The organism is Slackia heliotrinireducens DSM 20476, from assembly GCF_000023885.1.
In the GTDB taxonomy this organism is placed as follows: domain Bacteria; phylum Actinomycetota; class Coriobacteriia; order Coriobacteriales; family Eggerthellaceae; genus Slackia; species Slackia heliotrinireducens.
Genome location: NC_013165.1, coordinates 1,449,561 through 1,470,942, shown reverse-complemented (window position 1 = coordinate 1,470,942; position 21,382 = coordinate 1,449,561). Strand labels below are relative to the sequence as shown.

Below are 21,382 nucleotides of genomic sequence, written 5' to 3'. Positions count from 1 at the left end.
ATTTATACTTGACACCCCTACTCTGTCAGACTATAGTGCGATAGCAATTGAATAGCCTAAACCGATGAAACGGAAGTAAAACAGGTCAAGGACCTCACAGAGAGTGGGCGCAGCTGAGATTCCCGCAGGACACCGATCTGAATAATGGGCCGTTGAGGGAAAGGGGAACGGTTGCTTCGGCAACCCCATCCGATCCGTGAGTCCGCGTTAGAGACAAGATGTTTGATTGAACATCAAGAGTGGGTATCCTCTCGGGTATCAACGAAGGTGGCACCGCAGGTTTCGTATGGGACCTGTCCTTCGATGCAGAAGGACAGGTCCCTTTTCTTTCGGCCGCTGGTTGAAATCTGAGGGCTCGGTTCTTCCCCACCGTCGCACCGGAAAAGGCTGCAAGCAGGAGGCCTGGCAACAGGTCAGAACCGGTCCTCAGGACCAAGAAAGGAAACGAAAATGGCAGAACTTCGCGCAACCACCATCGCTGAGAGCAAGAACGGCCTCGGCACCCAGGACCTGATCCTCATCGCCGTACTGCTGGCGGCAGGCGCCGTCCTCAAACTGACCGTCGGCTCGCTTCTGTCCTCCATGGGCATGAAGCCCAACTTCATTATCGCCATGTACTGCCTGGCCATCATCCTGACCAAACCGAAGGTGGGCCAAGCTGCCATCATCGGCCTTCTGGCAGGTATCCTCTGCCAGCTGCCCATGCTGAACGCCACCCCGCTGCTCAACCTGGTGTCCGAGCTGCTGGGCGCCACGGTCTGCGGCCTGCTCATCAACGTGGGCATGAATATCGGCGGCAAACTCGACATCAACCCGCTGGTCAACACCTTCGTCTCCACCGTGGTATCCGGCGGCTCTTTCGCAGCCATGGCCATCTACATCAACGTCGTGTCCCAGGGCGGCGACGTGGCAGTGGCCGCAGCGACCTACGCCGCCATCGTGCTGGGCACCGCAACGTTCAACGCCATCCTGGTCCAGGTGCTCGTGCCGCCTATGCGCAAGGTCCTGAAGAAGTAAACACCTGGAAAACCCATCAATCCGAACCGGAGGAATCCCGTGATAGAGTTCAACGAGTTCTCGTTTCGATACCGCGAAGGCGCGCGGCCGGTGGTGCAAGACATCAACCTGTCCATCCCGGACGGAGCCTTCGTAGGCATCACCGGCGCTGCAGGCTCAGGCAAATCCACCCTGACCTACGCCATGAACGGCATCATCCCGCACTGCTACCCCGGCGATTTCTACGGTTCGGTCACGGTGGACGGCCTGGACACCTGCGACACTGGCCTGACCGACCTCTCGCAGCTGGTGGGAAGCGTCTGCCAGGATATCGACAGCCAGATCATCTCGCCCATCGTTGAGGACGAGGTTCTGTACGGCATCGAGAACTTCGGCGTGCCCCGCGACGAAATCGAGGGGCGCCTGACGGAAGCCCTCGAGGACATGGGCATCGCCGACCTGCGGGAACGCACCATCGCGAGCTTGTCCGGCGGCCAGAAGCAGAAGGTGGCCATTGCGTCGGTGCTGGCCATGAAGCCGAAGGTGCTGGTGCTGGACGAGCCCACCGCAGAGCTCGACCCTGCAAGCTCGCTCAGCGTGTTCGAGCTGCTTTCCCGCTACGCCCGCGAGCACGGCACCACCGTCGTGGTCGTCGAGCAGAAGATCGCGTTGCTGTCGCAGTTCGCCGACATGCTGGTCATTGTGGACGACGGCAGAATTCGGTTCGCCGACGCGCCCGCCAAGGTGCTCGAGCACAGCGACGAGCTGCTGGAAATCGGCGTGAACTGCCCGCGTTCCACCACCCTTATGAACCGCCTGGCAGCGCGCGGCGTGTACCAGGGCCCCGTGTGCCGCAACGTGGAAGAGGCCAGCTTGGCCATCGGGAAGGTGATCGCATGATCGAGTTCCAGCACGTGAGCGCCTCCTACGACGAGCAGATTCAGATTCTGCGCGACGTGAGCTTCACCATCCAAGACGGCGATTTCGTGGCGTTCGTCGGCACAAACGGCGCCGGCAAATCCACCACCATGCGCCTGATGAACGGCCTGCTCAAACCCGAATCGGGGACGGTTTTGATCGACGGCGTGCCCACCACGGAGCTGCGCACATCCGAACTTGCGCGCCGCGTGGGTTTCCTGTTCCAAAACCCCGACAACCAGATCTGCTGCAACACCGTGCGCGAGGAGCTGCTGTTCGGGTTCAAGGCCACGGGGGCCGACATGGCCCAGGCCGAACAGCGTGTCGACCGCGTGATCGAGCAGTTCGCCTTCAACCCCGACGACGACCCCTTCATGCTGAACCGAGGCACCCGCCAGCTTCTGGCGCTAGCCTCGGTCATCGTGATGGAGCCGCACGTGGTGGTGCTCGACGAACCGACTACCGGCCTGGACTTCCGCGAGTGCATCAAGGTGATGGACATCATCCGCGGGTTGCATGAGCGCGGCACCACCATCGTCATGGTGTGCCACGACATGGAGGTCGTGGGCGACTTCGCGAAAAGCGTCATCGTCATGAGCGCCGGCAAGGTTGTCGACCAGGGCGAGACGTTCGCCATACTGCGCAACCGAGAAACCCTTGCGAAGGCGTCGCTCATCCCACCGCAGATTGTGGACATTTCCATGGGGCTGTCGATCATGCATCCCGAACTGGCCGCCACGCCCATCGCCCAGGCCAACGACCTGCGCTCAATGGAAAGCGCCGTTCTGAACGCCGCGCAAGGAGGCGCGAACCGTGAATAAATTCCTCGAGTACGTGCCGGGCGACAGCCTGCTGCACACTATGAACCCCATCGCGAAACTCGGCGTGGCCGTGATGTTCGACATCGCCTGCTTTTCCACCTCCAACCTGCCGTTTTTGCTGTGCATGCTGGTGTTGGCGCTTGCCATGGCAGCCAGCTGCGGCATGACGAGGCAGACGTTCGGATTGATGAAGGCGGTGCTCGCTTTCTCGCTCATCCTGGCCGTGATTCTTATCCTAACCACACCGAAGGGCACGTCGCTGGTCGAGCTGCCGTGGGGATTCATCGGCACCGGCAGCCTGATGGCCGCACTCGTGACCATCGTGCGACTGGAGGCCGCCGCCATCCCGCTGTTCCTGACGTTCTACGTGACAAAGATCTCGGATTTGTCCAACGCCGTGGTGAAAGTACTGGGCGTGCCCTATAAATACGCATTCACGTTCACTTCCACCGTGCATTTCATACCGGTGTTCATGAATGACATGAGCGGCATCATGGAGGCTCAGACCGCCCGCGGCATCGAATTCGACAAAGGCGGCCTGCTGCACAAAGTGCGTCTGATGATTCCGCTGTGCGTGCCGCTGCTGGTCAGCTCCGTTCGCAAGACAAACAGCGCCGCCATTGCCGCCGAGGTCCGCGGATTCAACCTGCGCACCCGCCAGAGCGGTTTCAAGGAGTACCCCTTCTCTCCCGTCGACATCGCCGCCCTCGTGCTGGCCGTGATCTTGCTCGTAGCCGCCATCGCCCTGAACATCCTGTTCTAGCCCTCGGGACTTAGGGGACGCGGGACTTAGGGGACGGAGCCTTCTGTCCCTTCGTTGACGCTCGCGGGACTTAGGGGACGGAGCCTTCTGTCCGTTCGTTGACGCTCGGCGCGCCGACTAAGCTTTCGCAACGGTGGTTTTCGAAACCCCCGTCAACCGTTCTATTTGACGTAGAGACAGCCGCGCTGCCTTCAGGGTTTTGAGCGCCTCGTTCCTTTCTTCCCGCGGCATACCGGCCACCTCTTCGATTCGCACGGGCGCAAGAACCTCCTTCGCGACCACGATCGCCGCTTCGCCCTCGTAACGGCATCTTCCGGTATTCACGTCGATACACCCGGCACCAGGGTCATCTTGCCGATGGAATTCGACGAAACCATCGACGCCGTCAAGCATCGAAAGCGCCATGCCTGTATCCGTCCGCATAGGCTCGCCGATGTATTCCTGATAACTGCTCCACGTATAATCGCAAGTCGAAGTCATGCCAGCCTTCACCGGGTTTTGATGGATGTAGCGGAGCACCGTAAGAAAATATTGGTCGGTATCAACCGTTTCGCTTTTGAAACGGCCCTGGAACAGGTGCCCGACGCGCCCATGTCGAAGGTTGAAATACTGCGCATATTCCGAATCGAGCGCTCGCATACCGTCTGACAGGGCGGTCAGATCGCCTTTTATGAGCAAGTGGACATGATTGTCCATAAGACACCAGGCGAGCAGCGCAAGCTGATGCTTCTCGCGGGTTGTATCAAGTATTCCCAGGTATTTCTTGCGATCGGCGTCGTCTTCGAAAATGATGCAACGGCCGACGCCGCGAGCCACCACATGATAGATGTCGGAATCGCTCACTCTTCTTCGTTCGCGAACCATAAGCACCTCGATTCTCGAATCCCAGATTGAGGAACGCGAATGCTAGCACTGCCCATGGGTGTCTGCAAGACCGATGGCTCGGCTTGTCAGCCGATTGTTGAAATTGGCGAATACGCTGGGCAAATGCATTGACGCTATTCCAGATTCGTTAGCGAAGGGACAAACACCTCCGTCCCCGATGTCCCCCCGTTGTCCCCCGATGTCCCGAGCATATATATGGATTCGGTTGATTTGTGTATCGGAGTTGACTGCTCGCCCGATTGGCTTAGTATTTTATTAAGCCATGGCTTAAATGGTTAGCTGAACAGCCATGACCGCAGAACGGGTGTCCAATCGAAGGCCCAGCCAGAAACAGGCCCCCGAAAATGCGAATGCGAGCCATAAGGCCCGCACTTACCGAGCGAACCGGCGCTTGGCTTTCCAACCTGCCGACCTTCCCACCACCATGGTCGGTCGCATGCCAAGCGCAGGTCCTTCCTTCTCATGGGCGGGCCCTGACCTTCGAGTCGGGGCCCGCTCACGCGTTTGAAGCATAGCAGCACCCGGCACGCGGCACAACACCCCCGTTTCGCGTTCGGCGTCAGGCAGACAACAGCAAAAAGGCCGAGGCGCATCGGCCCCGACCCTCTCTTACAAAGCTGAATCACATATCGACCGCAGCCTCGCTAGCCCCATTTCTTAACGGCGCGCGCAAAGTCCTCGTAGTGCTCCGGGCAATGCGCGTCGCTCACGATGGCATCGCACAAACCTTCCTTTATCAGGCGTTTCGCGCACTTGGCGCCCTTGTCGAACATGCCGCGGTACAAATCTCCCGCGCTCACCTGCATGCGTATGCCCATGTCGGCGAACTGGTACACGATGTCGAAGTTCTCCAGCACCGTCGCGTACCGCTCGGGATGCGCCAGTGTGATGTCCAGCCCGTAGGTGCTCTGCAGCTTGTAGAACACGCGCTGCCAGTCGTCCGACACCACGGCGCCGCTGTTGAATTCCAGCAGGATCATGTTCGTGTCGCCGATGGTGAACTCGGGCGCATGCTCGATGCCGATCTCGAGCAGCCGCTTGTAATACACCTCGTAACCCAGCGTCCACTTGATGCTAGGCACCGCGCTGGACAGCCTTGCGAAGCGTTCCTGCACCACGCGCTTATCGAAGTCGCTCCAGCGCATGTGCGGCGTGCACACGATCTCGTCGATGCCGGCGGACAAGGCCGCCTTCACCATTTCGCGCGTCATGTCGAAGCTGTCGGACCCGTCGTCGACGCCCCAGATGATATGGCAATGTTCGTCTCGCATGGTTAACCTCTCAAAAGCAGGCGCTGACCCGAAGGTCAGCACCGATGCGTTTTTCGATTATTCCTTCCCGTGGCGGCCGATCTTCACGGCGCTTATGGGCGACTTCGAAGCCGGCTTTTTCTTAGCGGATCCGCTGGTGTATTTCGCGGCGGTCTTCAGAGCCTCTACAGCCTCGGGGCTTCCCTCGGGCACGGTCTTCTCTTCGTAATAGTAGCCGTAGTAGTAATCGTAGCCGCCGCCGCTGCCGGCCTTCACGCCGTTGAGCACGATGCCCAGCAGGTTGGCGCCGACGGATTGCATCTGCTCGGTGGCCAGCAAGGCGTCTTGACGCTTAGTCTGACCTTCGCGCAGCACCAGAATGGTGCCGTCGACCAGGCGGCTGAGCACCACGGCGTCGGCGAATGCGGCAACGGGCGGCGTATCGAAGATGACGAAGTTGAACGTGCGGCACAGCTGCTCGAGCATGGCCTTGAAGTGCTTCGACGAGATGATGGCCTCGGGATTGGGAATGCCCGGCTCGGCATCCAGGAAGTACACGTTCATGAGCGACGTGCCCACCACGGCGTTGTCGATGGTGGACGCGCCCGTCAGCACCGCATGCAGGCCTGCGGTGGGATGCACGTTGAGTGCTGCGCGAAGCGAACGGCGGCGCATGTCGCCCTCGATAAGCAGGCACGTTCGTCCCGACTGGCCGATGGCTGCGGCCAGCGAAAGCGCCGTGGTCGTCTTGCCCTCGTTGGGCGTGGCGGACGTGATGCAGATGGACTGGATGGGCTTGTCGACGCTGGAGAAGTCGATGTTCGCCAACAGCGTAGACGCCGCGTTGCGGATGCCCGTGCTCTGAGCGATGTCGAGCGTCGGGCGGAGGTTCTTGACCTTCTTCTTACGACCGGCCATTATCGGCGACCTCCCTTCTCAAGCGGATATCGTCCGATGACAGGCAGACCCAGAAGCTCCTGAACCTCCTGGTCGGAACGGACGGTGGTGTTCAGCATGTCTTCCAGAACCACCAGCGCGATGGCCAGGAACAGACCCGCCAGAACCGCCACCATGGCGTACATCAGGCGGTTGGGGCCGGACGGCGACGTGGGTGCCTTCGCGTCGGACACCACGTTGACGGCCTCGACCTCCATGACGCGGATGGCTGCGTCGGACAGCTGCGCCACCAGCTCGTTGGCAACCAAGGCCGCGGAGTCCGGGTCTTCGCTGGTCACGGCCACCTTGATAACACGCGTCGTGGTGGACGACGTGATTTGAATCTCGTAATCGTTCAGGTTCTCGAGACCCAAAACGTCAGCGGTCTGCGACTGTACCTGCTCGTTTTTGGCGAGCTCGGCAAAGTCGTTGGCCAGCATCTGAGAAGCGCTCAGGTCGCTGGACGTCACGTAATCGCCGTTCTGCGAGCTGGATTCCAGATGGGCCAGCGCGTAGATGCTCACCTCGGCGGTGTACTGGTTGGGCATGAAGCCCCAGCACACGATGGCCGCGATCAGCCCGAATATCACGGGAAGCGCAACCACCAGCGCCAAACGTTCGCGGAGCAGATGAAGCAACTCCAAAAGCGTCATCTGACGGCTCTCCTCTCCTCTAATCGATCTGCGTGTAGAACGCGGCCAGAACCGCCTCGGTCACGCTGTCTTCGTCCAAGTAATAGAATTCCAAAGGTTTGCCCAGTTCATCGGTCTTTTCGGTGGTGCCCGTAAGGGAAACCATGTCCAAGCTCGCATTCTCGCCGGAAATGAGGCAGCTGGCCATATAGGCGACTTCGCTGGCGCCCAGGTTGGTGACCATGTCAGCCGACAGGTCGTTGTACAGGCCAACCAGCTCGGTCACGCTCGAATTGCGGGCCTTTGACGCGAACGCCTTCACGAACTGCATCTGGCGCTCCTGGCGGTCCAGGGCAGATTCGGCCACAGACGTGTCGCGCCATTTCACATACTTGAGTGCGTCTTCACCGATGAGCAGGCATTCCTCACCTTCGACATAGTTGGTGCCGGGGATGGTCTGCAGCGCCGTGACGGTCACGCCGCCCAGCGCGTCGACCGACCCGACGAACGCGTCCTGCTCGATGCCCAGATAGTAGTTGATGGGCATGTTGTACATCAGACGCGAAACCGAACGCGCGACGTTTGCGGCCGCCTCGTCCTCGGTGCCACCCACCACTGTCGGATAAGCAAGCGTCAGAGGCAACGGGCGCGTTTCCACCAGCTTGGACCCTTCGTACATGTCCACTTCCGCCACGGAGTTACGGGGAACCACGATGAGCTTCATCTCGTTGGTTTCCGTATCCATAGCAACCAGGATGACTGCGTCGGCGCAGTGCGCATCCGGATTCCCGTCGTACATGGATTCGTCACTTAAGCCCATGACCAGGACCGATACAACATTCTCGTTGTATTCGTACGTGTGGCCGTTGTATTCGATGGTCTTGCCGTCGTTTTGGGTCACAACGGTTTCAGGCGCATGCACGATGCCCGTGAACTCGCCGTGCATCTTGGATTCGCCCGAATTCAGCATGTACACAAGCGTTCCTACGGCAATAGCCAGCAGCAACGCCAAAACCCCGATGATAATCAGGGCAATCTTCGTCTTTCTAGCCATGCCGCGCTTCTTGGAGCGACGTCCCTTGCGTTTGCGCTTGCGGGTGCGGATGACCACCATGCCGTCCTCGTCGGCTTTGGTCACCGTGACGCCTCGCGTAGCACCGCCCGAATGCCCCGACCCAGATTGAGGGTTGCGTTCGGGGGATTTCGGGGCAAACCGCGACGGATCGACCACGAATTGCTCTTCGGAACCCGAATCGATTTCGGGAAGGTCAAACCTATTTTGTTGAGGTGTCATCGATCATCACCCCACACACGAGATACCTGCTGTACTGTTCGATGGCGCCGGTGTTACAGGTGGAAAGCACCACAATACGCGAGTTTTCATCCATCTCCACCTCGCGCGTGTGCACGTCGATGGATTCGGGGGCTGCAATCCAGTCCTCGAACGAAGCGAAGTGGTCCGGGTTGGTGAAGTCGTACGTGGCCAGAATGTGGCTGTTGTCAGTGGTAAAAGCACTCACAATCTTGTACGTGTAGATGTGCCCCGGCGCATATATGTAGAACAGTTCGTTATCGTCGAAGAATTCATCCTCTTGGAACCTGTGCAGCGTGTAGAACTGCTGCTCGGCAGGTTCCCAATTGTGGCCGTACACCACGGTGACCGAATCGGTGAACTCGGGCGAATTGTACAGCTCGATGAATGCCGCACCGGGGTCGAAAGCCTCCCCCGCCTCGTTGTGCGTCAAGTAGAACGAATTGTCTTCGGGATGCTGCATGACTGCCTGATTGATATTGGTGTTCGGCACATACAGCCAGCCCATGGTGTTAGGCGCTTCTTCACGCAAAGCGTCGAAGTCCACCGGGTTATCGATAATCAGGGTTTCATCAGGCGTATCTTCCACCGTGCTGTCTGGGACTTCCGGGGTTTCGGGAATCTCGGTCTGTTCGGCGCGCTGCTCGAGCTCTGCAGTCTGCTCCCCCGCCTTCGCCAGATATGCGATGCCGCCAACCGCGCCTGCCAAAGCAAGCACAAGCACGACGATAACCGCAATCAATGCGGGGCTCAGTCGCTTTTCGGTTGTCTGTTCAGCTGCGTGGCGCATGGTAGTTCCTGCTTTTCGAAATGCGTGTCGACCTAGATGAGGCAGATGGTGTTTGCAGCATAAAAAATGGGCTGGCGCACAGAGTGCCAGCCCATCGTAGAGCCATTAGCTCAGAGATTTACTGAAGCTTCTTGCGAAGAACGCTGGCGGAAGCGCCGGCAACGGCCAGGCAAGCGATGGTGCCAAGAGCGGCAGCCGGGATTTCGGAACCGGTCTTAGGAGACTTCTTGTCGTCAGCCTTGGCAGGAGCGGTACCCTTATCCTTGGCCTTGTCCTTGTCAGCAGCCTTGTTGTCAGCAGCCTTGTCTTCGGTGACGGTGACCGTGTAGGAGTCGGACAGAGCGCCCTCTTCAGCCTGGGTGGCAACGCCAGCGGCCTCAGCGGTTGCGGTGATGGTGGTGTTGCCAGCAGCAACGGCGGTCACGGTGCCGTCAGCGGCGACGGTAGCGATGGCCTCGTTGGCAGAGGTGTAGGTGATCGTGTAATCAGCGGTCACGTCCTTGCCGTCCTGGGTGACGGTGGCAGCCTGTGCCTTGGACTCGCCAACGGCCAGAGTCATGTCAGGACCAGCATCGATGGCGACGTTACCCTTGACGTCTTCCTGGGTCGGGCTTTCAGTTCCCTCAGCTTGAGTGTCGACTGCAAACGCAGCGCTCATGGGCAATGCGGCAGCCAGAGCGAGGCTGCACATCATGATTGCGATCTTCTTCATTACAGTTCCCTTCTTGCGCAATACTCCGTGCATTAAACTGTCCCTGTAGTTTAGTCCAACTTCAACAAATGTGTGACCAGAATTTAAGTTCGCTCCAAGTTTTTTCATATTAGGGCGAAATAACCCTACAAACGGTCATATTTTGTGGCTCCAATATGCATTCCACCACAAAATCTTGAAAATTCTATGTCCAGATTGACTTACTCGACGTTGTTCTTTCGTTCTTTATACATGACCGAATTCGCCCGATTCAAGCACGTTCGCCCCTTTCGATAAGCAAATCCTAATCAGCGGTTATTAAATTATCAAATGCACCTATATAAAGGTGAATGTCGTACCGAACGGAGAGGAGTACTCCAATGGATCTTCAACTGACTGACAAAGTGGTTCTGGTTACCGGCGGCACGGGCGGCATCGGTTCCGCCATCGTCCGCGGCTATCTGGCCGAGGGCGCCAAGGTTGCTTTCTCGTCCACCCGCCAGGAAAAGGCCGACGCTCTGTGCGCCGAGCTGGGCGTGGGCGAAGACCGCGTGAAGGGTTTCGTCGCCGACCTGAACAGCGAAGAGGACATCAAGAACCTGGTCGAGGCTGCTAAGGCCCACTTCGGCACCATCAACATCGTGGTCCCCAATGCCGGTTACGAAGGCCAGGCTCTGCCCGTTCAGGATATGACCCTCGAGATCTTCGAGAAGACCTACGCCCTGAACGTCTACGCCGTGATGCTGACCATGAAGTACGCCGCCCCCACGCTGATTGAGAACGGCTCCGGCTCCATGGTGGTCGTGGCTTCCGCCGCCGCCTTCGAGCCCACCGCAGGCAACAGCGCCTACGTCAGCTCCAAGTACGCCGTCGCCGGCCTGACCAAGTGCGTCGCCATGGAACTCGGCCCCCTGGGCATCCATGTGAACTACGTCTGCCCCGGCCCGGTGGACACCCCGATGATGCTGCGCATCGAGAAGGACTTCTTCGGCGACAGCATGACCCACGAAGAGGCCCAGGCCATGCTGGCCGGCCAGTACGCCATGGACAAGCGCTATGCGAAGCCCGAAGAAGTGGCCACCGCCGTCATCTACCTGTCCAGCCCGGTTGCTTCCCACACCGCCGGCATGGGCATGCATGTCGACTCCAAGGTCGCCGCTGCCAACTAACCCGCCAGGCAACCACACTGGCAGAACCGCATTGTCAAGGCGCGCACCCGAAGGGGTGCGCGTTTTTCGTTCGGAACAAGAAAGCCCGTCGGCGCAAACCGACGGGCCCTACCCAACAAGCAAGCCCGCCGACGCAAACCGACGGGCTGTATCTATATAGTACTGACGCGACGAGGTGTTACACCACCTTGCCAGGGTTCAGGATACCCTTGGGGTCGAACGCGGCCTTGATGCCCGCCATGAGGCGCATCTGCGTGTCGCCCACCGATTGCGCCAGATAGGTCGCCTTGGCGGCGCCGATGCCGTGCTCGCCCGACACCTGGCCATTGAGCTCGGCACACTTCGCATAAGACGCATCCATGACCTTCTTGTTGCGAATGAGGAACTCCTCTTCGTCAAGCGTTTGCGAGCAGCAGTAGATATGCAGGTTGCCGTCGCCTGCATGCCCGAAGGAGCGGATGCGCAGGCCCACCTTCTCCCCTTCGCTATGGACGAATTCCAAGAACTCGGTGATCGAGTCCACCGGCACCACCACGTCCATCTCGTCGATGAGCTTCTCTTCGGCCTCGATGGCGGTCAGAAACGCCCCGCGCAGCTCCCACACAGCGCGCTTCTCGGAGCCTTCCAGTACCAACGTGTCGAAGGCTCCGGCCTCGTCGGCCAGTTCCGCCAGGGTTTCGGCGCGCTGGAAAATCTCGTCGATGTCGTTGCCGTCGAACGTGACCAAGATGTAGGCACCCGCCTCTTGACCTTGGACTTCCGTGGGGATGATGTAGTTGTCGGTATGCGCGGCCGAAGAATCCACAATATCGCGTTCCATGAACTCGATGGACTGCGGATCCAGACCTGACAGTTTGATCTTCGGCACCGACGCCATGGCCGCGTGGATGTCCACGAACGGCAGCAGGAAGCTTGCGTTCTCCTTCGGGTTGGGAATGAGGCGCAGCGTGAGCTCGGTGATGACTCCCAAGGTGCCTTCCGACCCGATCATCAGGTGCAACAGGCTGTAACCGGTGCTCGTCTTGGTGACGGGGCGGCCGATCTGCAGGATTTCGCCATCAGCCAGGACAACGGTCATGGCCAACACGTAGTCGCGGGTGGTTCCGTACTTAACGGCGCGCATGCCGCCCGCATTGGTGCTCACGTTTCCGCCGACGGAAGCGGTCTTCTCACCCGGATCGGGCGGATACATAAGGTCGTGCTCCAGCGCGTCGGCGGCCAGGTCGCACAGGCGAACGCCCGGCTGCACGCGCACGAACAGGTTGTTCATGTCGTACTCGAGGATCTTGTCCATACGCATGGTGCACAGCATGACGCCGCCTTCGACTGCGACACTGCCGCTGACCAGGCCCGTTCCCGCACCGCGCACCGTCACCGGCACGTTGGCTTCGTAACAGGCGCGCATGACGACCGAAACTTCTTCGGTGTTGGCCGGCTCGCACACCACATCGGGCATGTGGGCGCCGTAGATTGGCATTTCGTCGCGTGCGAAATCCGAATTGATGCGCTCGCCAACGTAGCAGTAGTCCTCGCCGACGATGGATTCGATCTGCTGGATAAGGTCCTGGGTGACTTCGTTGAATTGCGACATGGCATACCCCGTTCAAAACTATGTATAGGATGGCCGCATTATATCAAGCGAATCTTTCCAGATACGCGTGTATCTATAGGTTTTAGTCCGATGCACGGTTGCGTACAACGAGCGTTCAGTGGATCTGCCGGTGATGCCGCCGAAACCTTGCGCCTTGGAGCTTCCTGAACCGGTCTTGGCAACGTGCAGAAAGTCGCGAATTCACCGGGCGAGGCTTCTGATTTCAGGTGCTAGAGTCCGCGATTTATCTTCGATGCAGGGTGTAGCACGCATGCGCGCCAGGCTGCCTTATTGCACCAGGTCGATGAGGTCTTGCTGGCTGTGGACATCCAGTTTTGAATAGACGTGCTTGATATGGCTTTTCGCGGTGTTTCGGCTGATGACGAAGTGGTCCATGATGAAACGTCCGTTGCGCCCGCGGGCGAGCATCTCGAAAATCTCCGTCTCGCGCGGCGTCAGGCCGTGCTCCTCGGCCAAGGCTGCACATCGCTGCGCAATGACGTCAGCCTGAGGCTCGTCACTTTCAAGAACCTGCTCGACCTGGGCGTTTGCAGCAACCTGCGACAACTCGCGCACGCCGTTGATCGTGTCGCTGAAGCTGAAGGAACGAAAACCAACCCAAAGGAAGGCGAAAAAACCAAAGGCCAGCGACAGGCAAACCGCCATGGCATCGACCGGGTCGCCCAGGACGAAAGCATTGGCGGCATGCCCCGAAACCGCTCCGACGGTCGTGCCTACGCTGCCGCACGCAAGGGCGAACCCCAGAACCGGCAGCATCCCGAACAGGTTCCGCCGCCCCACGCCGGCAATGACCAACCACAATAGCACCGTGAAGCAATCGCCGCCGAACCGGATGAGGGTGTTCGGCGTGGCCGTGGTCTGACCTGTGGCAATGGCCAGGGGCGCCACCAAAAGACCTGCCGACACAAGCAGCGCCGCAAAGGAAAACAGCGTGTCCTCCTGGCGGTCGCCTTTGACGAACACCAGGTAAAGCGCCACCAGAACGATGGCGAATCCCTCTGCCCCTATCTGGACAGGAGCGTTCCCCACCTCGTTGAAGGTGATGGCGAACCCCGTGGCCGTGTGGAACAGAAAGACGCACACGAACAGGGCGTGGGTGGGTTTCAAAAACGCCCAGGGATCGGCCAGCTCCAGGTCGTCGACGGGTTGCGCCGAACTTACGCGGCCGATGCCGTCTTGCGCGAAGTGCCCGCAAAACGCAGCGCACGCAATACCTGCAGCCGCAATCCACACAGCCGTCAGCACAGGCGAAGGCACCGCATACACCAGCGGAGTGAGCAGGTAGTTTGCAAGGTATCCGAAGGCAATTACGGCCGCCACCTGGGCAAAGCTTTCAAGTCGCAAAAGGCAGAAGGCGAATATAACCACAAGCGACGCTGATGCCATGGTCCGCAAAAACAGCGCAGCAACGAACGCTATCAGCAAGTCGAAGCGAACAGCGACAACGATAAGCACGCCGAACGCGAGAAACAATGCCACGGTGAATACTGTAATGACCAGGGCGTTCAACGCTCGGGGCCTTCGACGCGCGATGAGGGCGTAAACAAGATACATGGCGGCGCCGAGCAGCGTGGCAATTTCGCGGGCCGCTCCGAAATCCTGCGCGACCGAGGCGTAGAACACGATGTTGACAGCGCTGCCGGAAATCCGAAGCACGGCGAACACGGCCGCACACATCCACAAGTAGCCGGAAGCCAGCGGCGTCAGGCCCTCCGATGTCTTGAAGCGTTCCATTTCCCTCCATAGGCGCTGCATTGATATGACCCCATAATACCAATTCCGATTGCACGCCTCCATAACGCCCATCTGGCCTTTTGTAGAAATCACCCCATCGGGGTTACAGGTTTTCAGAGTTCGATTCGGCCGAAAGACCCCATTGGGGTTACGCGTAGTGCCCTCGCGTCTGCAGAAATGCCCCCGGCAGGGCGATGACGTTGCCATCTTGAGCGGGCAGAATCGAAGTCGTCCAAGCGGGTACCCTGCACTCCCGCTTGGACGACCAAAAATGCAAGAAAGACATCCGAACAAGGAGGGAACATGTCTAAGCATTCCGAAACCATCACGGGCGGCATCTCGCGCCGCAACTTCCTCACCGGAGCCGCCGGCGTAAGCGCCCTGGCTGCGTTCGGCCTGGCCGGCTGCGGGCAGCCGACGGTTGCTGGCGAAGGCGAGTCTGCGGCTGAAGGCGAAGCCTCCGCCACTCAGGCTTCCAGCACTACCGCAACCGACTGGCTGGGCGAAGAGCCCGAAGTGGGCGAAGTGGCCAGCACCGTTGATGTTGACCTGCTCATCTGCGGCTGCGGCATGAGCGGCGCTGTGGCGGGTGCTACGGCCGCCGATCTTGGACTCAACTTCGCCATTATCGAAAAAGGCGCCGAAGTGGCCGCCAGCCACTACGATATCGGTGCCATCCACAGCCGCTACCAGCAGGAACTTGACCTGGATTTTGACGAGAAGCGCTGGCTGAACGAGTGGACCCGCTACGCAAGCTTCAAGAACGACCAGAGCGTTGCGCGCACCTGGGTCGAAAACTCCGGCGCCACCGTCGAATGGCTGGCCGACCTGTACACGGAGTTCTTAGGCACCGACATCGAAGTGGTTGTGGACGAGGAGAACGACAACGCCGGCGGCACCACGTACTTCATGCCGCCCGAATGCCATCACATCCAGAAGGCCGGGGTCGAAGGCCGCGACGGCTGGATCGAGCATGTCGAAGTGCTCTCCGAGTTCATGGCGAGCAAGGGCACCGAAGTGACCTACAACACCAAGCTGGTTCGCCTGCTGCATGAAGACGGCAAGGTGACCGGTGCGATCGCCGAAGGCCCCGACGGCCTGGTGCAGTACAACACCCCGAACGTGATTATCGCCACGGGCGGCTATGCAGCCAACCCCGACATGCTGAAGTCCCGCAACCCCATCGTTCCCAAGTGCGTGACCAGCCTGAACTACAACCAGAACAACGACGGCTCCGGCATTAAGGCGGCGCTGTGGGCGGGTGCCGACATGGACACCGAGGCGGCGGCCATGATCTTCGACCGCGGCATCGTCATGCCTGGCGTCGACGCCGGCTACACCGACGAAGCCGCCGGCCTGTGGCCCACGGGCGGCCAGTTCAACCTGGGCAGCCAGCCGTTCCTGAAGGTGGACCGTCTGGGCGAGCGCATCTGCAACGAGAGCGCCAACTACGACGCCATCTGCCATGCGGCTGCAAGCCATCCGGGCGGCGTGTGGTGCCAGGTCTTCGACGTGAACGCGCCCGAAGACGTACAGCGCTTCAAGACCCAGGGATGTTCCGCCACGACCTGGAAGATCACGTTGAAGGACACCACTGTGGACGAAGCCTACGCCGACAGGATTGACGAAGGCCTGATCTGCAAGGCCGACACGCTGGACGAGCTTGCCGACATGCTTGGTTTCGAAGGCGACGCTAAGACCCAGTTCCTGGCTACCATCGACGACTACAACGCCATGTACGACGCCCAGGAAGACACGCAGTTCGGCAAGGAAGCCTATCGCCTTTCCGCCATTCGCGAGGCCCCGTTCTACGGCGCATGGTACGGCGGCGCGCTGCTGACCACCATCGACGGCGTCCGCATCAACAGGCACTGCCAGGCGCTCGACGCCAACCGTCAGCCCATCGAGGGCCTGTACATGGTTGGCACCGCTTCGGGCAGCTACTACGCAGGCAACTACCCGGTCTATCTGGTCGGAAACTGCCTGGGACGTCAGGTCACCTTCGGCCGCTACGCCGTGCGCCACGCAGCCGGCGACATCGCGTAAGGCGGAACCGACCCCATACCCTACCCCCTCCGCAGAAAGGCCCGCAATTGCGCGGGCCTTTCTTGCGTTTGCAGATGCGGCTAAACCTGATTGAAAGCGCGAGCACCGGATGCACAGGTGCTCGCTTGAACAATGTTTCTCTCGTTCGTCAGTACCCCGATACAATCATCATGTCTGGCGATACCAGACAACTGAGAACCAAACCCAATACTTTATCCATACCTGCATCGTCAATCGTGCCGACCTTGACGGCATTGCGTGCGTCCAGGTCGAGAGATTTGAGTTGCTCAGCCTCAGCATATCCACGGACCATCTTTCCACCTGGTTCGCCAGGTACTATTCCTACATCGATGTGCAGCGGATATCCAGAGTCCGTTGATGTAATAGGGATGGTCATTGTCAGGTTGCATCGGAAATTGAATTTATCGTTGCTTACCACGATGAGTGGACGCCTTTTCGCCTGTTCATGACCCGCGGAGGGATCGAGGTCGGCCCAAACAACATCCCCACAATGCCACGCCATGCTACATCGCCTCCGACCCGACTGCGCCGGCGAATCCATCCTCATGCGCTACGAAACCGCCCTCGTAACCCGCAAACACATCGTCAAGATCGGGGACTGCAACTTCGCGGCGAACCGGAGCGATGGTCACCGCGCCCGATTGACGCTGCTGCGACGCAAGGGGGCGAACTTCGACCCAAGGCTTGTTGTTTTTCGTAATCACAAATGGAAGCCCCGTCTCGTTCGCGCTCGTAGTAAGCGCGCTCAAACGATTCTTCGCCTCGGCAAACCCTACGTACTCCATCGTTTCGTATGGCATAATCTGGCTCCTTTCATCTACTTATGGCCAGATTATATAATATATGGCTCGACATGTACAATATGTGGCCAACAATGCTGCAAATGCAGCTCAACTTGATAGCGGCGGTGCGACGGATCGCTAGTTCGCAACCTTCCCGAAATGAGCCAGCTGCTCCAGCACCCATTCACGGGCGGGTTTGCCTTCCACCATGCGCTCGGGGTGCCACTGCACGCCGAAAACCTTCTGCTCCTCGTGGCAGAACGCCTCGATGGTGCCGTTGGCGGGGTCGACGGCCATGGCCTGAACCCCCTGCCCCAGATCCTCAGGCAGAATCGAGTCCTTGTGGAAGTGGTTCACCTTGAAACGGATGCCGTCGGCGATTTCCACGGGATGCTTCTTGCCCGCCTTGCGGCTCTTCTTCAATCCGTCGGACGAGCTGATGCTGCCCCCGAAATATGCGTTCAGCTTGTGCATGCCGCGGCAGATGCCCAGCACGGGAATCCCTCGCTTGAACGCGATTTCGAGCAGGGCGTCTTCCATCCGGTCGCGTTCGTCCTGGTACCAGCCGGACACGTTGTAGCGGTAGACGCCCTTCTGGACGATGCCGCCGCCCGTCAGCACGATAAGGTCCGGCTTCACAACGTCGACGAACGCCGCCACATCGGTCGAAAACGACGATATCGGATACACCTCGTACCCCGCGTCATGTAAGAAGTCTACGTATTTGCGCTCCAGACTGTCGGCAGGCTCGCCATGCGCCCCGATGCTTTCCCTTTGGGTCACGATTGCTCGCATAACTATCTCCAATCTTTATAGAATGCGACCATTATACGCCTTGCGGTCTCACAGCAACCCCGCACTCGGAAATGTCGGACCGAACGGAAATCACCAAGCCGCGCGCTGGTGGATGAGGCCGGCAACGGTGACGATTTCGGCAGACTCATCGTAAATAGTCACAAGGTCGAAGGGACCCACCGGAATCTTACGCGCGCAGTTGCCGAAGGAATGCCTGATAGAGGCAGGCAAATCGCGCGACCCCAAAGTCGGCACCGTTTGAAGCATTTCGACGACATGGAGGATCTCCTCAAAAACCCGATCCGACTCGACCATCAGGAGATCCTCTTTGAAGCCATCGGTAATTCTCAGGCTAGCCACGGTTCGCCCTTTCCTCCGTTACCGAACGGCGGAATTCATCGAAGTCCGTCTCGTAGTGCCCTGCAGCAACGTCCTTAGCCGCCCGGCGAAGCGTATACCCAAGTTCTGCCTCATAACGCGCCGCCTCGCGAACGCGTTCGAGCTCGGAGGCGAACACCTCCTCCGAACAAAACACGAACGCGCCATTTCCGTTTTCCGTAATATGGACGATGCCTTCGCGGGCTGCGTCTTTAACCTCGCGCTGCTTGCTGGCCAGGGCCGTGGACGAATAAATCACCTGGGGCTTTTCGTATGACATTTCATATCCAATCTCTTATATGATTGAATATCATTTTATATGATGGCAAGGCCCGATTCAACGGCAAGGTGCATCCCGTCCATCTTATCAGGCCCGACCACTAGCCGTATTTTACCCTCGCAAGGCAACGCGAGCGCCGACCGTTAAGCGCCGGCCAGGTCCCTTCCCAGGTCATAGCCGAAGGTGATGCAGCGTCCGTGGCTGTTGCCGGCCACGTTGATCGGGTAGTCGACCGCGGTCACGTCGCCCATGACGTTGCCCAACGCATACAGCCCGCCGATCGGATACCCATCGAGGTCCAGGCACTCGAACTGCTCGTTGACGCGCAGACCGCCCGTCACGGTGAGCAGCGCGGGACCCACTTTCAGCGCGTAGAACGGCCCTTCCTTCACGGGCGTCAGGAACACGGGCTTCTTGTAGAAATCGGTGTCTTCGCCCGCGTCGCACATGCTGTTGTAGCGGTCCACGGTCGCGTTCAACGTGGACGCGTCGCAGCCGATCTGCTCGGCCAGCTCGTCGATGGTGTCGGCCTGATACGCGATGCCCTGCTCGATGTAGAGCGGAATCTGCGTCTCGAAGTACGCCGGCGCCTCCTCGAGCGGCGATCCGTACGCGCGGAAGCTGTCCCAGAACATGCCGCCGCCGTACGGCAGGCCGTTCACCAGGTCGGTCTGCCAGTTCGCGTCGAACACCGACCACGCTTCGCCGTTAGGCTGGCGGTTGATGGCCAGCGACTTGCCCTGCACCCAGGTGTCTTCGCACATGAAGCGCTCGCCGTTGTCGTTCACGAACAGGAACGGCCCGTGGAACCAGCAGAACGCCTGGGGGTGCATCATCGTAGGCAGCGGAAGGTCCTGAAGCTGCGCGCCGACCCACATGCCCATCTTGTGGCCGTCGCCGGTGTTCACGCCCACGGGGGTGTACTGGCTGCGCGGCTGGCCGTACTCGACGCAGATCGGCGCGTACGCCTTGCACATCTCCAGGTCGCCGCCGATGTCGCCCGTGCACAGCACCACGCCCCTCGAGGCGTTGTACTGCACGTACCCTTCGGCCGTTTCGCAAATGCAGCCCGTCACGCGGTTGCCGTCCTTCACTAGCTGCACGGCGGGAGAATCGAACACGAACTCGGCCCCGGCTTCGACCGCGTCCAGGTACAGCAGCTCGGCACCGGCAAAGCCCGTCGACGTGAGCTCGCCGCCCTCGGGCACCATGACCATGTGGTAGCCGGGCTGTTCGGCGTACACGTCGTCCTGGCTGTAGAAGGCGCCCACCATGACGAAGCATCCGCGCTTTTCGGCCTTGTCCAACAGCCAGTTGCTGGCTTCTTCGGAGTCGTTGAAGAACTTGCTGATCAGCTTCTCGTTGGCGCGGCTTGCGCACTGGGCGATCCAGTGCTGCTTGGCGTTCACTTTGTCGACGACGATGTTCTGCTCGTCCATGTAGCGCGACTTGATGGCGCCGAATCCGCCGCCGCGGCCGTTCCAGCTGGAGGTCTTCTCGACAACCGTCACCCTGCCGCCGTTTTCGGCAGCGGCGCATGCACACGCGCAGCCCGAAAGCCCGGCGCCGACTACCAGGATGTCCGTGTCGACGAATTCGGCTATGTCGGTAATGGGCTCGGGGGGCGTCTCCCATTCGTAGTTCGCAAACCCTGCCGCCACATCAGGGTCGGCAACGGTTTGAGGTTGGTTCGAGCAGCCAGTAAGACCCGCGCCCGCTGCGGCGATTCCGGCAACCGTCGCCCCGGTCAGGAAGCTTCGCCTTGAGATTTCGTTCTTCATGAATCTCCTCCTTGTGTTGTATGCGCTATCTGAGCATGGTTGGCGCTTTTATACAAAACACGCACCCATTACCAACATACGTTGAGGCAGACCTGGCGTTTGGCCAGTCCGGCGTTCGGCTGCCCAGACACCCTAGCCGACGAAACGGCCCTCGAAACCCTTCCGGTCGTAATACAGGTCGAAGCCACGGATGCCTCCGTCTTCATCCGTGAAGAGCACCAACGCGTTGTCCTTTTCTATCCAAATGTATGTCGTGCCAATGCTCCCGGGTGTCTTGATGGTTTCCGGCCCCGCAACCTGAGCGACGTCGTCGTATGTGCCTGTATCGGTGCGGACTCCCGCCAGCTTAATCACGCAATCCGTTACGTTTTCCTCCACGTCGTAATATATGGACGATACCTTCGGGTTCCTGTCGAAAACGCTTTGCGCAACGTTCACGCCGGTCAAGGCGTCGTCTTTACGAGGAACATACCCGTAAGAGATCGGGCTGGATTCCAATTGCGCGTCATCCATGGATTCCAGAAAGCTGCCCCATGATTGCCCCGTCCAAATACTCGCCCCGTCAACGTTGACCGAGTTCCAAACGGGATTTGAAAAGCGTTCGTTGCAGTAGATGGTGAATGCTGCGACCAGCATGACAGCAAGGCCGCCGCCAACAATGATCTTGCGAATAGCGAGTTTGCTCATAGATGTCCATATTCGTACGTAATCCGTTTGCATTCGGCATGAGGCCCTGCACAACCAACCAAGACGAATACACCAATGTTCGAATTAAACACCAAGTACACCA

The 21,382-nt window shown here is 59.4% G+C and carries 22 protein-coding genes; 6 read left to right on the top strand and 16 right to left on the bottom strand.

Annotated elements, in window-relative coordinates; genetic code table 11:
• The first annotated feature begins 450 nt into the window (after positions 1-450).
• The 4 genes from SHEL_RS06295 to SHEL_RS06280 are packed head-to-tail and all read left to right on the top strand — an operon-like array spanning position 451 to position 3,498.
• On the top strand, positions 451-1,017 hold the full coding sequence (locus tag SHEL_RS06295) for a tryptophan transporter (RefSeq protein WP_012798413.1): 567 nt from the start codon (positions 451-453) through the stop codon (positions 1,015-1,017).
• 39 nt (positions 1,018-1,056) lie between these two features.
• Positions 1,057-1,896, top strand: a complete 840-nt coding sequence (locus SHEL_RS06290) for an energy-coupling factor ABC transporter ATP-binding protein (protein ID WP_012798412.1) — start codon at positions 1,057-1,059, stop codon at positions 1,894-1,896.
• A complete protein-coding gene (locus SHEL_RS06285) occupies positions 1,893-2,735 on the top strand; it encodes an energy-coupling factor ABC transporter ATP-binding protein (RefSeq protein WP_012798411.1) in 843 nt (280 codons plus the stop codon). Before SHEL_RS06290 ends, SHEL_RS06285 begins: the two co-directional genes overlap by 4 nt.
• Entirely contained in the window at positions 2,728-3,498 is a 771-nt protein-coding gene (locus SHEL_RS06280) for an energy-coupling factor transporter transmembrane component T family protein (protein ID WP_012798410.1), read from the top strand. The genes SHEL_RS06285 and SHEL_RS06280 overlap by 8 nt, the downstream gene beginning before the upstream one ends.
• Positions 3,499-3,615: 117 nt before the next feature.
• On the opposite strand, the gene SHEL_RS06275 is transcribed toward SHEL_RS06280, so the two are convergent.
• The 7 genes from SHEL_RS06275 to SHEL_RS14315 form a co-directional block, all read right to left on the bottom strand.
• Positions 3,616-4,341, bottom strand: a complete 726-nt coding sequence (locus tag SHEL_RS06275; protein WP_012798409.1) for a transposase — start codon at positions 4,339-4,341, stop codon at positions 3,616-3,618.
• A gap of 686 nt (positions 4,342-5,027) precedes the next feature.
• The gene (locus tag SHEL_RS06270) at positions 5,028-5,654 is read right to left on the bottom strand and encodes a CpsB/CapC family capsule biosynthesis tyrosine phosphatase (RefSeq protein WP_012798408.1); all 627 of its coding nucleotides are present in this window, start codon (positions 5,652-5,654) and stop codon (positions 5,028-5,030) included.
• Between the two features lie 57 nt (positions 5,655-5,711).
• On the bottom strand, positions 5,712-6,551 hold the full coding sequence (locus tag SHEL_RS06265) for a CpsD/CapB family tyrosine-protein kinase (RefSeq protein ID WP_012798407.1): 840 nt from the start codon (positions 6,549-6,551) through the stop codon (positions 5,712-5,714).
• Positions 6,551-7,222, bottom strand: coding sequence for a YveK family protein (locus tag SHEL_RS06260; protein WP_012798406.1), 672 nt, complete (start codon positions 7,220-7,222; stop codon positions 6,551-6,553). The genes SHEL_RS06265 and SHEL_RS06260 overlap by 1 nt, the downstream gene beginning before the upstream one ends.
• A 19-nt stretch (positions 7,223-7,241) precedes the next feature.
• Positions 7,242-8,495, bottom strand: coding sequence for an LCP family protein (locus SHEL_RS06255; protein WP_083762259.1), 1,254 nt, complete (start codon positions 8,493-8,495; stop codon positions 7,242-7,244).
• Positions 8,476-9,303 carry a class B sortase gene (locus SHEL_RS06250; RefSeq protein WP_012798404.1) on the bottom strand — a complete coding sequence of 276 codons (828 nt, stop codon included), beginning with the start codon at positions 9,301-9,303 and terminating at the stop codon, positions 8,476-8,478. Before SHEL_RS06250 ends, SHEL_RS06255 begins: the two co-directional genes overlap by 20 nt.
• A gap of 118 nt (positions 9,304-9,421) precedes the next feature.
• Positions 9,422-10,015 carry an Ig-like domain-containing protein gene (locus tag SHEL_RS14315; RefSeq protein ID WP_012798403.1) on the bottom strand — a complete coding sequence of 198 codons (594 nt, stop codon included), beginning with the start codon at positions 10,013-10,015 and terminating at the stop codon, positions 9,422-9,424.
• 359 nt (positions 10,016-10,374) lie between these two features.
• Between SHEL_RS14315 and SHEL_RS06240 the strand changes: the two genes are divergently transcribed.
• On the top strand, positions 10,375-11,163 hold the full coding sequence (locus SHEL_RS06240) for an SDR family NAD(P)-dependent oxidoreductase (RefSeq protein ID WP_012798402.1): 789 nt from the start codon (positions 10,375-10,377) through the stop codon (positions 11,161-11,163).
• A gap of 178 nt (positions 11,164-11,341) precedes the next feature.
• On the opposite strand, the gene SHEL_RS06235 is transcribed toward SHEL_RS06240, so the two are convergent.
• Complete coding sequence (locus tag SHEL_RS06235) at positions 11,342-12,754, bottom strand: FAD-binding oxidoreductase (protein WP_012798401.1); 1,413 nt, start codon at positions 12,752-12,754, stop codon at positions 11,342-11,344.
• Positions 12,755-13,042: 288 nt separating this feature from the next.
• Complete coding sequence (locus SHEL_RS06230; RefSeq protein WP_012798400.1) at positions 13,043-14,509, bottom strand: response regulator transcription factor; 1,467 nt, start codon at positions 14,507-14,509, stop codon at positions 13,043-13,045.
• Between the two features lie 303 nt (positions 14,510-14,812).
• Here SHEL_RS06230 and SHEL_RS06225 point away from each other — a divergent pair, with 303 nt between their 5' ends.
• Positions 14,813-16,555 (top strand): FAD-dependent oxidoreductase, encoded by a 1,743-nt coding sequence (locus tag SHEL_RS06225; protein WP_012798399.1) that lies wholly within the window; start codon positions 14,813-14,815, stop codon positions 16,553-16,555.
• 148 nt (positions 16,556-16,703) lie between these two features.
• Here the strand turns inward: SHEL_RS06225 and SHEL_RS06220 are convergent, their stop codons facing one another.
• The 7 genes from SHEL_RS06220 to SHEL_RS06190 all read right to left on the bottom strand — a co-directional run bounded on the left by SHEL_RS06220 (position 16,704) and on the right by SHEL_RS06190 (position 21,279).
• A complete protein-coding gene (locus SHEL_RS06220; RefSeq protein ID WP_012798398.1) occupies positions 16,704-17,078 on the bottom strand; it encodes a type II toxin-antitoxin system PemK/MazF family toxin in 375 nt (124 codons plus the stop codon).
• A 1-nt stretch (position 17,079) separates the two neighbouring features.
• A complete protein-coding gene (locus tag SHEL_RS06215) occupies positions 17,080-17,376 on the bottom strand; it encodes a type II toxin-antitoxin system Phd/YefM family antitoxin (protein WP_012798397.1) in 297 nt (98 codons plus the stop codon).
• Positions 17,377-17,496: 120 nt separating this feature from the next.
• Positions 17,497-18,153, bottom strand: coding sequence for a gamma-glutamyl-gamma-aminobutyrate hydrolase family protein (locus tag SHEL_RS06210; RefSeq protein ID WP_012798396.1), 657 nt, complete (start codon positions 18,151-18,153; stop codon positions 17,497-17,499).
• A gap of 90 nt (positions 18,154-18,243) precedes the next feature.
• Positions 18,244-18,513, bottom strand: a complete 270-nt coding sequence (locus SHEL_RS06205) for a hypothetical protein (protein WP_012798395.1) — start codon at positions 18,511-18,513, stop codon at positions 18,244-18,246.
• Positions 18,506-18,811, bottom strand: coding sequence for a hypothetical protein (locus SHEL_RS06200; RefSeq protein ID WP_012798394.1), 306 nt, complete (start codon positions 18,809-18,811; stop codon positions 18,506-18,508). The genes SHEL_RS06205 and SHEL_RS06200 overlap by 8 nt, the downstream gene beginning before the upstream one ends.
• 143 nt (positions 18,812-18,954) lie before the next feature.
• Positions 18,955-20,592 (bottom strand): FAD-dependent oxidoreductase, encoded by a 1,638-nt coding sequence (locus SHEL_RS06195; protein WP_012798393.1) that lies wholly within the window; start codon positions 20,590-20,592, stop codon positions 18,955-18,957.
• A gap of 132 nt (positions 20,593-20,724) precedes the next feature.
• The gene (locus SHEL_RS06190) at positions 20,725-21,279 is read right to left on the bottom strand and encodes a hypothetical protein (RefSeq protein WP_012798392.1); all 555 of its coding nucleotides are present in this window, start codon (positions 21,277-21,279) and stop codon (positions 20,725-20,727) included.
• Between the last annotated feature and the right edge of the window lie 103 nt (positions 21,280-21,382).

Coding starts and splice junctions, on each gene's coding strand:
- SHEL_RS14315 (WP_012798403.1), bottom strand. CDS start 10,015: ATGAAGAAGATCGCAATCATGATGTGCAGCCTCGCTCTGGCTGCCGCA.
- SHEL_RS06240 (WP_012798402.1), top strand. CDS start 10,375: ATGGATCTTCAACTGACTGACAAAGTGGTTCTGGTTACCGGCGGCACG.
- SHEL_RS06250 (WP_012798404.1), bottom strand. CDS start 9,303: ATGCGCCACGCAGCTGAACAGACAACCGAAAAGCGACTGAGCCCCGCA.
- SHEL_RS06220 (WP_012798398.1), bottom strand. CDS start 17,078: ATGGCGTGGCATTGTGGGGATGTTGTTTGGGCCGACCTCGATCCCTCC.
- SHEL_RS06295 (WP_012798413.1), top strand. CDS start 451: ATGGCAGAACTTCGCGCAACCACCATCGCTGAGAGCAAGAACGGCCTC.
- SHEL_RS06230 (WP_012798400.1), bottom strand. CDS start 14,509: ATGGAACGCTTCAAGACATCGGAGGGCCTGACGCCGCTGGCTTCCGGC.
- SHEL_RS06255 (WP_083762259.1), bottom strand. CDS start 8,495: ATGACACCTCAACAAAATAGGTTTGACCTTCCCGAAATCGATTCGGGT.
- SHEL_RS06195 (WP_012798393.1), bottom strand. CDS start 20,592: ATGAAGAACGAAATCTCAAGGCGAAGCTTCCTGACCGGGGCGACGGTT.
- SHEL_RS06285 (WP_012798411.1), top strand. CDS start 1,893: ATGATCGAGTTCCAGCACGTGAGCGCCTCCTACGACGAGCAGATTCAG.
- SHEL_RS06260 (WP_012798406.1), bottom strand. CDS start 7,222: ATGACGCTTTTGGAGTTGCTTCATCTGCTCCGCGAACGTTTGGCGCTG.
- SHEL_RS06235 (WP_012798401.1), bottom strand. CDS start 12,754: ATGTCGCAATTCAACGAAGTCACCCAGGACCTTATCCAGCAGATCGAA.
- SHEL_RS06215 (WP_012798397.1), bottom strand. CDS start 17,376: ATGCCATACGAAACGATGGAGTACGTAGGGTTTGCCGAGGCGAAGAAT.
- SHEL_RS06200 (WP_012798394.1), bottom strand. CDS start 18,811: ATGTCATACGAAAAGCCCCAGGTGATTTATTCGTCCACGGCCCTGGCC.
- SHEL_RS06270 (WP_012798408.1), bottom strand. CDS start 5,654: ATGCGAGACGAACATTGCCATATCATCTGGGGCGTCGACGACGGGTCC.
- SHEL_RS06190 (WP_012798392.1), bottom strand. CDS start 21,279: ATGAGCAAACTCGCTATTCGCAAGATCATTGTTGGCGGCGGCCTTGCT.
- SHEL_RS06225 (WP_012798399.1), top strand. CDS start 14,813: ATGTCTAAGCATTCCGAAACCATCACGGGCGGCATCTCGCGCCGCAAC.
- SHEL_RS06265 (WP_012798407.1), bottom strand. CDS start 6,551: ATGGCCGGTCGTAAGAAGAAGGTCAAGAACCTCCGCCCGACGCTCGAC.
- SHEL_RS06210 (WP_012798396.1), bottom strand. CDS start 18,153: ATGCGAGCAATCGTGACCCAAAGGGAAAGCATCGGGGCGCATGGCGAG.